The 11,339-nt window shown below is 72.5% G+C and carries 11 protein-coding genes and 1 pseudogene; 3 read left to right on the top strand and 9 right to left on the bottom strand.

Annotated features, from left to right (window positions below):
* The 7 genes and pseudogenes from FRZ03_RS39495 to FRZ03_RS30330 form a co-directional block, all read right to left on the bottom strand.
* Positions 1-1,347 (bottom strand): annotated as a pseudogene (locus FRZ03_RS39495) (nicotinate-nucleotide--dimethylbenzimidazole phosphoribosyltransferase); the annotation flags it as partial.
* Between the two features lie 392 nt (positions 1,348-1,739).
* The gene (gene cbiE, locus FRZ03_RS30355; RefSeq protein WP_146468295.1) at positions 1,740-2,963 is read right to left on the bottom strand and encodes a precorrin-6y C5,15-methyltransferase (decarboxylating) subunit CbiE; all 1,224 of its coding nucleotides are present in this window, start codon (positions 2,961-2,963) and stop codon (positions 1,740-1,742) included.
* Positions 2,964-3,066: 103 nt separating this feature from the next.
* Entirely contained in the window at positions 3,067-3,705 is a 639-nt protein-coding gene (locus FRZ03_RS30350; protein ID WP_146468294.1) for a GNAT family N-acetyltransferase, read from the bottom strand.
* Positions 3,706-3,873: 168 nt separating this feature from the next.
* Positions 3,874-4,701 carry a MetQ/NlpA family ABC transporter substrate-binding protein gene (locus tag FRZ03_RS30345; RefSeq protein WP_146468293.1) on the bottom strand — a complete coding sequence of 276 codons (828 nt, stop codon included), beginning with the start codon at positions 4,699-4,701 and terminating at the stop codon, positions 3,874-3,876.
* 77 nt (positions 4,702-4,778) lie between these two features.
* Entirely contained in the window at positions 4,779-5,516 is a 738-nt protein-coding gene (locus tag FRZ03_RS30340) for a methionine ABC transporter permease (protein ID WP_186785703.1), read from the bottom strand.
* Positions 5,513-6,547 (bottom strand): methionine ABC transporter ATP-binding protein, encoded by a 1,035-nt coding sequence (locus FRZ03_RS30335; protein WP_146468292.1) that lies wholly within the window; start codon positions 6,545-6,547, stop codon positions 5,513-5,515. The genes FRZ03_RS30340 and FRZ03_RS30335 overlap by 4 nt, the downstream gene beginning before the upstream one ends.
* 394 nt (positions 6,548-6,941) lie before the next feature.
* Positions 6,942-7,586, bottom strand: a complete 645-nt coding sequence (locus FRZ03_RS30330; protein WP_146468291.1) for an HAD-IA family hydrolase — start codon at positions 7,584-7,586, stop codon at positions 6,942-6,944.
* 69 nt (positions 7,587-7,655) lie between these two features.
* Between FRZ03_RS30330 and FRZ03_RS30325 the strand changes: the two genes are divergently transcribed.
* Together FRZ03_RS30325 and FRZ03_RS30320 are read left to right on the top strand one after the other, a co-directional pair.
* Positions 7,656-8,015: a hypothetical protein gene (locus FRZ03_RS30325; RefSeq protein ID WP_070030117.1), complete on the top strand. Its 360-nt coding sequence runs from the start codon at positions 7,656-7,658 to the stop codon at positions 8,013-8,015.
* Position 8,016: 1 nt separating this feature from the next.
* Complete coding sequence (locus FRZ03_RS30320) at positions 8,017-8,436, top strand: hypothetical protein (RefSeq protein ID WP_146468290.1); 420 nt, start codon at positions 8,017-8,019, stop codon at positions 8,434-8,436.
* 19 nt (positions 8,437-8,455) lie between these two features.
* On the opposite strand, the gene FRZ03_RS30315 is transcribed toward FRZ03_RS30320, so the two are convergent.
* Together FRZ03_RS30315 and FRZ03_RS30310 are read right to left on the bottom strand one after the other, a co-directional pair.
* Positions 8,456-8,953: a GNAT family N-acetyltransferase gene (locus FRZ03_RS30315; protein WP_146468321.1), complete on the bottom strand. Its 498-nt coding sequence runs from the start codon at positions 8,951-8,953 to the stop codon at positions 8,456-8,458.
* Positions 8,954-9,099: 146 nt separating this feature from the next.
* Positions 9,100-10,278, bottom strand: coding sequence for a glycerophosphodiester phosphodiesterase (locus tag FRZ03_RS30310; RefSeq protein WP_146468289.1), 1,179 nt, complete (start codon positions 10,276-10,278; stop codon positions 9,100-9,102).
* A gap of 399 nt (positions 10,279-10,677) precedes the next feature.
* Between FRZ03_RS30310 and FRZ03_RS30305 the strand changes: the two genes are divergently transcribed.
* Positions 10,678-11,307: a lysophospholipid acyltransferase family protein gene (locus FRZ03_RS30305; RefSeq protein WP_146468320.1), complete on the top strand. Its 630-nt coding sequence runs from the start codon at positions 10,678-10,680 to the stop codon at positions 11,305-11,307.
* Positions 11,308-11,339: the final 32 nt, after the last annotated feature.

Below are 11,339 nucleotides of genomic sequence, written 5' to 3'. Positions count from 1 at the left end.
GGGCTCGGCGGCAGCGGCTTCCGCCGGCTGGACGGCCTCGACGGGGGCGGCGACGGGCTCGGCCGCGACGACCTCGACGGCAGCGGCGTCGATCGGCTGGACGGCCTCGACGGCAGCGGCGTCGGTCGGCTGGGCGGCCTCGGCGGCAGCGGTCGGCTCAGCGACCTCGACGGGGACCTGAACGGCCTCGGCGGCAACGGCCTCCACGGGTGGGGCGGCCTCAACGGGCTGGACGGCCTCCGCGACGGGCACGGCGGCAGGCTGAGCGGCCACCGCCTCGGCGGCCTGGGGGCCGGCCTCCGCGACCACGGCGGCGGCCTCGGCAGGCGGCGCGGCCTCCGCGGCGACAGCCTCCGTGGGCTGCGCGGCAACGGACTCGGCGGGCTGCACCGGCTGAACGTCGGGCTCGGCGGGCTGCACCGGCTGAACGTCGGACTCGGCGGGCTGCACCGGCTGCGCGGCCTCGGCGGCGGGCGCCGCGTCCGACGGGACGGCGGCGGGCTGGGCGGCGACGGCGCCGGGGACCTGCGGCTCGGCCGGGCCGGAGGTGCCGTCCACGGGAGCCGTGGCGGCCGCCTCGGCGGCCTGGGGCTGCGGCTCGTGGGCGGGCGCGGCGGGCGCGGGCCCGCCCTGCGCGGTCGCCTCCGCGAGCGGGGCCTCCTCGCCCTGGGGAGCGGGAGCCACGTACACACCGTCGTGGCCGTCGGCGGGCTGCGGACCGTCGTGGCCCCGCACCACCTCGGCGGCGGGCTCACCCTGTGCCGCACCCGCCGGGTCAACCGTTTCGGCACCGGCGGCCGGTGCGCCCGGCGCCTCGGTGGCGACCGGCGCGGCCTCGGCCGTACCCGCCGCGGCCGGCACCGGTCCGGGGGCCGAGGGCGCCGCGGCCGGCGCCTGGCCGGTCTGCGCCCCCCAGGGCGCCGCGCTCTGCGGGCCCATCTCGCGCAGGGGCTGGGCGTCGAGGTACTCCGGGCCCCGGTCGGCCAGGGAGCGGACCGGTCCGGCGGAGTTGTTGGGGATGGGCGGGCCGAGGTGCAGGGGGCGGCGCGGCGACAGGGTGTCCTGGGCGGACGGGAGGCGGACGCCGCCCAGGTCCACGGAACCGGTGTCACGGCCGGCGGCCTCGTGCGGGCCCGGCTCGTGGAGGGCCTCGACCACCGGCTCCGGGGCGGGCGGTGGCACTTCGTTGCCCCACGCGCCCTGGGCGCCCGGCAGCAGCAGGTCTTCGTCCTCGGCGGGTGCCTCGGAGAGATAGGTGTACGCGCCGTGCGCGGTGACGCCCGGCTGCTCCACCATGCCTGCGCTCTCCGGCTGTCCCTCGCCCGGGACCTGGCCGGTGTCGGTCATGCGTACCCCTCGCCCAATCGGTTAGTGCTCCTACGACCAGCTCACCCGGAACGGCACACCGACCGCCCCGTAGTGAAGAACGAGCGTCCGTGCCCAGCGGCACGAACGACCCGCCGGAAAAGGCGACAAAGCCATTCAGTGGCATTGTCCCGGTCGTCACGCCGTCGCGACAGCATGATCCGCGACTGGCCGCTGTGGACTGCGCCACGTTGCGCGTCCACGGGTTCGCCGTACCACACCCACCCCAAAGCGGGCGTGCGTTCCGGACATTGGGGAACGAAGTTCCGGGACACCGGTGCGGTACAACGATCGGCCAGCCTACCGCGCGCGGTACGACAACCCGATCACGGGTTGCGCTCGGGGAGGGCCGCCCGCGGCCCGGCCGCCGCCCCTCAACGAGGCGCTTCGCGCCCCGGCAATTCGCCGGTGAGCAGGAAGACCACGTTCCGCTCGGTCTCCCGCCAGGCCCGCGTGTCGAGTTCGACGGACTGGAGCAGGGCGCACTCGACGCGGTACCCGTGCTCGGTGAGGTCACGGCCGACGAGTTCGGCGGCGTCGCGGGTGGCCGCGTGGGTGACGATGCGCTGCGGGCGCCGGTCGGCGACCGCGCCGACCACGGCCGCTCCCCCGCCGCCGACCCGGACCACGTCCGGTTCCGGCAGGTTCTCCAGGACGTGGGGCGCGCTGCCGGGCACCACCTGGAGCTGGACGCCGTAGCGGCGCGCGGCGCCGGCCGCGCGGGCGCAGGCGGCGGGGTCGTGGTCGACGGCGATGACGGCGGCGCCGGCCCGCGCGGCCTCGGTGGCGAACGCGCCGGAGCCGCAGCCGATGTCCCAGACGAGGTCGCCGACGCGGGGGCCGAGGCGGGCGAGTTGGGCGGCGCGCAGCAGTTCGGTCTCGCCCTCGCCGAGGGCGGTGCCGTCGCCGTACGCCTCGTCGGGCTGGACCCAGCCGCGCGGTCCGGTGCCCGGGTCGCGCCCGGCGATCCAGCCGCCGCCCTCCGTCGCGCCCACCGGGCCGCCGATGACGATGACCACGTTGGGGTCGCGCCAGGTGTGGTCGGCGGCCTTGTCGGAGGTGACGACGGAGACCTGTTCGCGTTCGGTGCCCAGTTCCTCGCAGATGACGAAGGTGCGGTGGACGCCCTCCAGCAGGAGGCCGAGTTCGGCGGGACCCGCGCCCGGCGAGGTGAGGACGGCCACCTTGGTGTGCGCGCGGCAGACGTTCACGGCCCGGCGCAGGGTGCGCGGGTGGGCCACGACCACCTGGGCGTCGTCCCAGGGCATGCCGGCCCGGGCGAAGGCGGCGGCGACGGAGGAGACGCCGGGGACGACCTCCACCTCGAGGCCGAACTCGGGGGCGCGCAGGGTGCGTACCACGCCGAAGAAGCCGGGGTCGCCGTCGGCGAGCACGACGGCGGTGCCGCGGTGGGCGGCGATGCGGCGGGCGGCGAGCGCGACGCTGCCGAGGCGGATGCGTTCGGCGGCGGGCGGGATCTCGGGCAGTGCCAGGTGGTGGGCCGCGCCCGCCACGAGGGTGGCGGCGCCGAGGGCGGAGCGTGCCGCCTCGGTCAGCGGCGAGCCGTCCCAGCCGATCACCGTGACCCGGTCGGCCATCGTCGTCCATCTCCAGGTTTTCGCAGGTCGTCAGGGGTACAGGGCCCATGGGCGGGCTCCGTGAGGGTACCCGGTGAAACCGTCGCGCGACGGCGCGTGCGGTTCAGTTCCAGTCGGGGAAGCGGGTGAAGCCGCCGGTGTCGGCGAGTTGCTCGGCCACACCGTCGAGGTCCTCGGGCAGCAGGCTCCAGACGATGAGGTCGGTGCGCACGTCCCGCCACTCGCCCCGGTCGTCGCGGGCGCGGGCTATCCAGGCGCCGCGCAGCACTCCCTCGCTGATGCAGCCGATCTTCTGGGCGACCTGCTGGGAGGCGGTGTTGTCGGCGGCGGTGCGCAGCTCCAGGCGTTCGAAGTCCTGGTCGCGGAAGAACCACTGGGCGGTGGCGAGCGCGGCCTCCGAGGCGTAGCCCTCGCCGCGGGCCCAGGGGGCGACGATGTACGACATCTCGGCGGAGCGCACCCGCCAGTCGGTGTGGCTGAGCCGGACGGTGCCGACCAGGCGCTGGGTGAGGAACTCGTCCACGGCGAAGACGATGCCGCGGCCCTCGGCGCGTTCGGCCGGGGCGCGCCGGGTGATCCAGGCGTGGGCGTCGGCCTCGGTGTAGGGCTGGGGCACGGAGGTCCAGGCGGTGACCAGTTCGTCGTTCATCATCTCGGCGAACGCCTCGGCGTCGGTCTCCTCGAAGGGGCGCAGCACCAACCGCTCCGTGCTGATGGAGATGTTGGGGAAGGTGCTCGTCATGCGCCGCTCCGTAACCTTCGGAAACTCGTAAGACCATCAGGGCCGTGACACGGGCCTGCTGAACTGCCCAGCATGCAGCATGAAACCACTGAACCGCACGACGGGGTCCACACCCGGTGAGGGAGTGGACCCCGTGGGTCGCGATGCGGTGTGCGTCGCCCGGCCGGATCAGAAGGACGGGACGACCGAGCCCTGGTACTTGTCCTCGATGAACTTCTTGACCTCGGGCGAGGTGAGGAGCTTCGCGAGCTTCTTGACCCGCGGGTCGTTCTCGTTGCCCTTCTTCACCACGAGGAGGTTGACGTACGGGTTGTTCTTCGCGGTCTCCAGGACGATGGCGTCCTTGGCGGGCTTGAGGCCCGCGGAGATGGCGTAGTTGCCGTTGACGACCGCCGCGTCCACGTCGTCCAGGGAGCGCGGGGTCTGGGCCGCCTCGACCTCCTTGAACCGGAGGTGCTTGGGGTTCTCGGCGACGTCCTGGGGGGTGGCCTGGGAGACGCCCGACTTGAGGGTGATGAGCCCGCCCGTGGCGAGCAGCTTCAGGGCGCGGGACTCGTTGTCGGCGTCGTTGGGGACGGCGACGGTCGCGCCGTTCTTGAGGTCGGCCGCCTTCTTGGCCTTGTGGGAGTAGAGGCCGAGCGGTTCCAGGTGCACGCCGACGACGGAGACGAGGTCGGTGCCGCGCTTCTTGTTGAAGTCGTCCAGGTACGGCTTGGTCTGGAAGTAGTTGGCGCCCACCGAGCCGTCCTCGGTCGCCGTGTTCGGCGTGATGTAGTCGGTGAACTCCTTGACCTGGAGGTCGAGTCCGGCCTTCTTCGCCAGGTTCTTCTCGACGAAGTCCAGGACTTCGGCGTGCGGGACCGGGGTGGCGGCGACGATCAGCGGGCCGCTGTAGTCGTGGGAGGCGGAGGACTTGCCGGAGCCGCAGGCGGTCAGCCCGAGGGCGAGGGCTCCGGCAGCGAGGACGGCGGTGGTGAACTTGGCGGTGTTACGCACGAAAAGTGCCTTTCCTTATGGTGGTGCGACCCCGTGAGGGTGACGGGGAGTCTGTGTGGCGCGCGGTGGCGCGGCCCTTACGCAGCCTTGCCGACCCCGGCCGCGTCCGGCTCCTTGGCCTTCAGCAGCCGCAGCTTGGGCGCGGGGCCCGAGCGGCCGCCGCGGCTGTGCAGGGCGCGGGCGGCGAAGTCGCCGGCGAACTGGATGAGGGAGATGGCGACGGCGAGGACCGCGACGGTGATCCACATCAGCTCGGTCTCGAACCGCTGGTAGCCGTAGCGGACGGCGAGGTCGCCGAGGCCGCCGCCGCCGACCGTGCCGGCCATGGCGGAGTAGCCGATGAGGGCGATGACCGTGGTGGTGGTGCCGGCGATCAGGGAGGGCAGGGACTCGGGGACGAGCACCTTGCGGACGATGGTCCAGGTGTTGCCGCCCATGGCCTGCACGGCCTCCACGAGCCCGTGGTCGACCTCGCGGACGGAGGTTTCGACCAGGCGGGCGAAGAACGGGATGCCGCCGATGGCGAGCGGGACGACCGCGGCGGCCGTGCCGATCGTGGTGCCGGTGACCCAGCGGGTGAAGCTCATCAGGGCGACCATCAGGATGATGAACGGCAGCGACCGGCCGACGTTCACGATCTGGCCGATCACCTTGTTGGCGACGATGTTCTGGAGCAGGCCCCCGCGGTCGGTGAGGACGAGCAGCAGGCCGAGCGGGAGGCCGGCGGCGACGGCGATCAGGGTGGACCAGAACACCATGTCGAACGTCTCGGAACAGGCCTGCGACAGCAGGGGCTGCATCTCGGACCAGGTCACTTGGCACCTTCCTTCACCAGTACGGCCTCCTGGCCCACGACGTCGATCTGGAGTCCCTGTTCGCGCAGGAACCCGATGGGCACCACGTTGTCCTCGTAGCGACCGGGCAGTTCGAGGCGCATGCGGCCGATCTGGAGGCCGCCGACGGTGTCGATGGCGGCGCCGAGGATCGAGATGTCGATGTTGTAGGTGCGCGACAGCTGGGAGATGACCGGCTGGGTGGCGGCCTCGCCGTGGAAGGTGACGTCGAGGACCGTGCGGTCGGCGCCGGTGCGCTCGCCGCTGACCGGGAAGAGCGCGGCGGCCAGTTCGGAGCCGGGGGTGGCCAGCAGCTCGCTGACCGTGCCGGACTCCACGATCCGGCCCTTCTCCATCAGGGCGGCGGAGTCGCAGACGGCCTTGACCACGTCCATCTCGTGGGTGATGAGCAGGACGGTGAGGCCGAGCTGCTGGTTGAGGTCGCGCAGCAGCTGGAGGATGGAGCGGGTGGTCTCCGGGTCGAGGGCGCTGGTGGCCTCGTCGCTCAGCAGCACCTTGGGGTCGCCGGCCAGGGCGCGGGCGATGCCGACGCGCTGCTTCTGGCCGCCGGAGAGCTGGGCGGGGTAGGCCTTGGCCTTGTCGGCGAGGCCCACCAGGTCGAGCAGTCCGAGCGCCTTGCGGGAACGTTCCTTCCCGGACTTGCCCAGGATTTCCAGCGGCAGCTCGACATTGTCCTGCACGGTCCGCGAGGACAGCAGGTTGAAGTGCTGGAAGACCATGCCGATCCGGCTGCGCGCCTGGCGCAGCTCCTTGCCCGCGCGCGGTCCGCGGCCGGCCAGGGCGGTGAGGTCCTGCCCGTCGACGGTCACGGTGCCGGAGGTGGGGCGCTCCAGCAGGTTGACGCAGCGGATGAGGGACGACTTGCCGGCGCCGGACTGGCCGATGACGCCGTAGACCTCGCCTTCGCGGACATGGAGATCGACGCCGTCGAGGGCGGTGACGTCCCGGCCGCGGGAGCGGTAGACCTTGGTCAGGCCCGATGTGGTGATCACTGGATTTCCGTCACTGTCGAGTGCGCGGGCGCGGGTGTGCCCGGGCACGGGTGCGTTGTGTGCGTTCGGTCGGGGACGCGGCACGGTTCTCGGGTGGCGGTGGACCGGGGAGAACGCCGTGTGCGCGAGCGGCCTTTGGTCGCACGCGCCCGGGTGCGGGCGCGGGACGGGCCGCGGCTCTCGCTTCGGGGCGCGAGGCTCGGATGGTGCGGGGGCCCTCTAGAAGGCGCACATTCGACACGGACACGGACAAACAGCACCGGGCGTCGTGGTCGCCTCGGTCGCAGGGATGCGGCTGTTCGTCGTGGTCATGCGGCCCAGTAAAGCAGACGCGGGCCGTCGGCCCGCCGCCGTTGTCCGGATGCTGGACAGCGGCGGACAGCGCGGCGCGGACTCAGCCGCGTACGGATATCTCCACCCGGGCGTCGCGGACCAGCGCGGACAAGGCCGCGAGGTTGTCCACCACCAGGTCGGCGTCGAGTTCCCCGGCCCGGTGGGTTGTGGCCAACGCCACGGTGGCCATGCCGGCCGCGCGGGCCGCGCGCAGCCCGGCGGGGGCGTCCTCGAAGACGACGCAGTCGGCGGGGTCCACGCCGAGCTGCCGCGCGGCCAGCAGATAGGGCTCGGGGTCGGGCTTGCCGCGGGTGACGTCCTCGGCGCTGACCAGCGACTTCGGGGTGATGCCCGCGGCCTGGAGCCGGGCCTCGGCGAGCCGGCGGGTGGCGGAGGTGACCACAGCCCAGCGGTCGGCGGGCAGCGAGTCCAGGAACTCCAGGGTGCCGGGCAGCGGCCGCACCCCGGCCACGTCCTCCACCTCCAGCTGCTCGACCCGGGCGACGGCCTCGGGCACCAGGTCGGCGGGCAGCAGGTCGGCGATGATCTCCGCGGCGGTACGGCCGTGCAGCTCCACGCCCCGCAGCCGCTCGGCGGTGACCCCGTACTCGCCGGCCCACCTGGTCCAGCAGCGCACGACGGAGTCGTACGAGGAGACGAGGGTGCCGTCGTTGTCGAACAGGAGGGCGTGTGCGTGGATCGTCATGCGCTCGACCCTACGGCGTACGGCGGGGTCGGCGGCGATCGCCCGTTTCCGCCGTAATAAGGTCACCGCATGCTCACTGTCCTGACGCTGGTGACCGGGGTCGCCGCGCTGCTGCTCGCCGCGTGGTGCGGCTGGGCCGCCTATCGTGACCAGCCCACCAAGGACTGGCACCTCATCGGCATGGCCGCGGTGTCGGTGCTGGCCGCGGTGCAGCTGGTGATCGGGATCGTGCAGCTGGCGCGGGGCGAGAAGCCCGAGCAGGGCACCGCCATCTTCGTGGCGTATCTGCTGGGCGCGTTCGCGTGCGTCCCGGCCGCGGGGTTCATGTCGCTGGCCGAGCGGACCCGCTGGGGTTCGGTGACGGCCGCGGCGGGCGGTGTGGTGCTCGCCGTACTGCAGGTCCGGCTCTATGACATCTGGGGAAGCTGAGATGACGACCGTCGAGGAGAAGCCGGCCCGGCTGATCAGCGGGCCGGGGATGCTGCTCGTGTGGTTCTACGGCGTGATGGTGGTCGGCGCGCTGTCGCGTTCCGCCTACCAGATCTCGACGGACTTCCAGCGGGCGCCGCTGGCCTACTCGTTGTCCGCGGTGGCCGGGCTGGTGTACGCGTTCATCACGTACACGCTCGTGCGCGGCGGCGAGGTCGCCCGGCGGGCGGCGCTGGTGTGCTGCGGCGTGGAGCTGGCCGGCGTGCTGCTGGTGGGCACGTGGACCGTGGTCGACGGCTCCGCGTTCCCCGATGCCACGGTCTGGTCCGACTACGGGATGGGCTACGTCTTCATTCCCGTGCTGCTTCCGCTGTCCGCGATGTACTGGCTGCGCAGGGCGCGGCCCCGGGCGACCGCCTGAGTCCGCGCCGAAGCGCCGCTCAGGCCGTGGTCGCGTAGGTGGCCGCGGGCTTCTCCAGGATGATCAGGTCCACCCCGTCCGTGCCCTTGGCGCGGCCCACCGCCTCGTAGCCGACCCGGCGGTAGAGGCGCAGGTTGCCCTCGCTGCGGTGGCCGGTCTCGAGGCGGAAGAGGGTGGCGCCGCGCTCCCCGGCGAGGGCGGACTCGGCGGCGCGCAGCAGCCGGGCGCCGATGCCGTGGCCCTGGAGGCGGGGGTGGACGCAGAGCCGGGCGATCGCGGCGGCGCCGTCCTCGGTCACCTTGCCGCGTACGGCACCGACCACCTCGTCGCCGAGCCGGGCGACGAAGACGCAGTCCGAGGCGATCTCCTCGCGGACGGCGTCGAGGGTCTCGACGAGCGGGTCGATGCGGTAGTTGCCGTAGAGCGCCGCTTCGCTCTGGAAGCACAGGTACTGGAGCCGGAAGATCTGCTCCGCGTCCTGTTCGGTCGCCACCGAGATGGTCACGCTCATGCCCATGTGCGCATGCCTCCCGCTCACCTGATCACCTGTCGTCCCCCACACTCCTATCCCCGCGCTCGGCGCGAAGCAACCTCCGTCGTGCGTGACCGTCCTGTGAGATAGCCAACTCCCCCGCCGTCCGCGGCGGGAGAGCCGGCGTCCGGTCACTTCAGGAAGTCGGCTCGGGCGAGGACCCCGGTGTCGGCGTTGTCGGTGAAGACCCCGTCGATGCCGGTCCCGAAGTACGCCTTGAAGGCGCCGAAGGGGTCGCCGTAGCCGTCGGCCGCGCCGCCCTTGCGGAACTCGGCCGGCAGGAAGGGGTTCTCGTTGCGCATGGTGTAGGGGTGCAGGATCAGCCCGACCCGGTGCGCGTCGGAGACCAGGGTGGAGGGCGCGGCCAGGGTGCCGTCCGCCTTCCTGGGGATGACCAGGTCGAGGGTGGGGCCGATGCCCTGGGCATAACCGGCGATCTCCCGCAGACCCTTGGGGGTGATCAGGTCGGCGACCGTGCGCGGGTCGCCCGTCTCCACGAAGTCCCAGGGACGGCTGTCGGCCGTGGACAGCAGCACCACGAGCGGGTTGTCGACCAGCCGGTTGAGCCGCTCGATGCTGGTGGGCTCGAACGACTGGAGGATCACCGGGGAGTTGCGGCCGTCCTTGCCGTGCTTGCGCAGCAGCTTGGCCACCCGCTCCTCCAGGCCGAGGCCCAGCTTGCGGAAGTAGGTGGGGTGCTTGGTCTCGGGGTAGATCCACACCTGCTTGCCGCGCTTGCGGGTCTGCTCGTCCTGCCAGGCGAGGACCTCCTCGAAGGTGGGGATCTCCCAGCGCCCGTTGTAGAGGGTGTTGTGCGGCCGGTTGGCCGGGATGCGCTCGATCGCGCGGAGCGTCTTCAGCTCGGCGAGGGTGAAGTCCTCGGTGAACCAGCCGGTGGTGGGCACGCCGTCGAGCACCTTGGTGGTCTTGCGGCCGGCGAACTCGGGGTGGTCCGCGACATCGGTGGTGCCGCCGATCTCCGGCTCGTGCCGGCAGACGAGGTGGCCGTCCTTGGTGGGGCAGAGGTCGCCGGCCTCCACGATGTCGGCGCCGAGGTCGAGGGCGAGTTCATAGGAGCCGAAGGTGTGCTCGGGGCGGTAGCCGCTGGCCCCCCGGTGGCCGATGATCGTCGGCACCGGCAGCCCCTTCAGCCCGCGCGCGGCGGGCTTCGCCGCCCGGGCCTCGGCCGCCCGCGCGGCCCCGGGCAGTCCGAGGACCGCCCCGCTCGCGCCCAGCACCGCGGCGCCGAGCAGCGCCCGCCGTCCCGTGCCCTCGTTCCGCGGCTGCTCGTTCGTCCGGTCGTTCCCCATCGGCGGCCTCCTGCCGTCTGCTGCGTCCGCTGTCGTGTCGCTCATCGGTCCGAGCGATCGTAGGGGCGGGAACATGACAGGAGGGCGGCTTCGGGTCGAACACGGGGACGACGGCCGGTGGACCATGGGCGGCCAGCGGTGACGGTCCGTCGGGCCCGCCGCCACCCGAGCGATGTCCGTCACACCGGCACAAGGGCGTTACCCGCCGTCTGCCGCGCGTCACCGCAGGTAAACCCACGTCAACACTTCGTAAGACCTCGGTGAACCGGCCGTACCCGATGTGCGTTCGCGCCGGACCCGCGAGTAATGTCCTCACCTGCACAGACTCATATCGCTCCCTCGGCATCGGAGGACCCGTTGTCCCGCTTCCGCCTCATCAAGGCAGTGCTCGGACCGATCATGCGCCTGATGTTCCGCCCCCAGGTGGAGGGCGTGGAGCACATCCCGGGGGACGGACCGGTGATTCTGGCCGGAAATCACCTCACCTTCATCGACTCGATCGTGCTGCCGCTGGTCACGAAGCGTCAGGTGTTCTTCATCGGCAAGGACGAGTACGTCACCGGCAAGGGCGTCAAGGGCCGGCTGATGGCGTGGTTCTTCACCGGCGTCGGCATGATCCCGGTGGACCGCGACGGCGCGAACGGCGGTGTGGCCGCGCTGATGACGGGACGGCGGATCCTGGAGGAGGGGAAGATCTTCGGCATCTACCCCGAGGGCACCCGCTCCCCCGACGGCCGCCTCTACCGGGGGCGCACGGGCATCGCCCGGCTGACCCTGATGACCGGTGCGCCGGTGGTGCCGTTCGCCATGATCGGCACCGACAAGCTCCAGCCGGGCGGCAACGGCATCCCGCGCCCCGGCAAGGTGACCGTGCGCTTCGGCGCGCCGATGGAGTTCTCCCGCTACGACGGCATGGACCGCGACCGCTATGTGCTGCGCGCCGTGACGGACTCCGTGATGACCGAGGTCATGCGGCTGTCCGGGCAGGAGTACGTGGACATGTACGCCACCAAGGCGAAGGCCGCCTGAGCCCCTTGGGCGGACGGACGCGGCGGGCGTTC

It is taken from the genome of Streptomyces misionensis, assembly GCF_007896895.1.
GTDB classification, from domain to species: domain Bacteria; phylum Actinomycetota; class Actinomycetes; order Streptomycetales; family Streptomycetaceae; genus Streptomyces; species Streptomyces misionensis_A.
Note: the sequence above shows the minus strand (reverse complement) of the source record. Positions and strands in the feature narration are given on the sequence as shown.

Coding starts and splice junctions, on each gene's coding strand:
- FRZ03_RS30310 (WP_146468289.1), bottom strand. CDS start 10,278: ATGGGGAACGACCGGACGAACGAGCAGCCGCGGAACGAGGGCACGGGA.
- FRZ03_RS30305 (WP_146468320.1), top strand. CDS start 10,678: ATGCGCCTGATGTTCCGCCCCCAGGTGGAGGGCGTGGAGCACATCCCG.
- FRZ03_RS30320 (WP_146468290.1), top strand. CDS start 8,017: ATGACGACCGTCGAGGAGAAGCCGGCCCGGCTGATCAGCGGGCCGGGG.
- cbiE (WP_146468295.1), bottom strand. CDS start 2,963: ATGGCCGACCGGGTCACGGTGATCGGCTGGGACGGCTCGCCGCTGACC.
- FRZ03_RS30315 (WP_146468321.1), bottom strand. CDS start 8,953: ATGGGCATGAGCGTGACCATCTCGGTGGCGACCGAACAGGACGCGGAG.
- FRZ03_RS30325 (WP_070030117.1), top strand. CDS start 7,656: ATGCTCACTGTCCTGACGCTGGTGACCGGGGTCGCCGCGCTGCTGCTC.
- FRZ03_RS30330 (WP_146468291.1), bottom strand. CDS start 7,586: ATGACGATCCACGCACACGCCCTCCTGTTCGACAACGACGGCACCCTC.
- FRZ03_RS30350 (WP_146468294.1), bottom strand. CDS start 3,705: ATGACGAGCACCTTCCCCAACATCTCCATCAGCACGGAGCGGTTGGTG.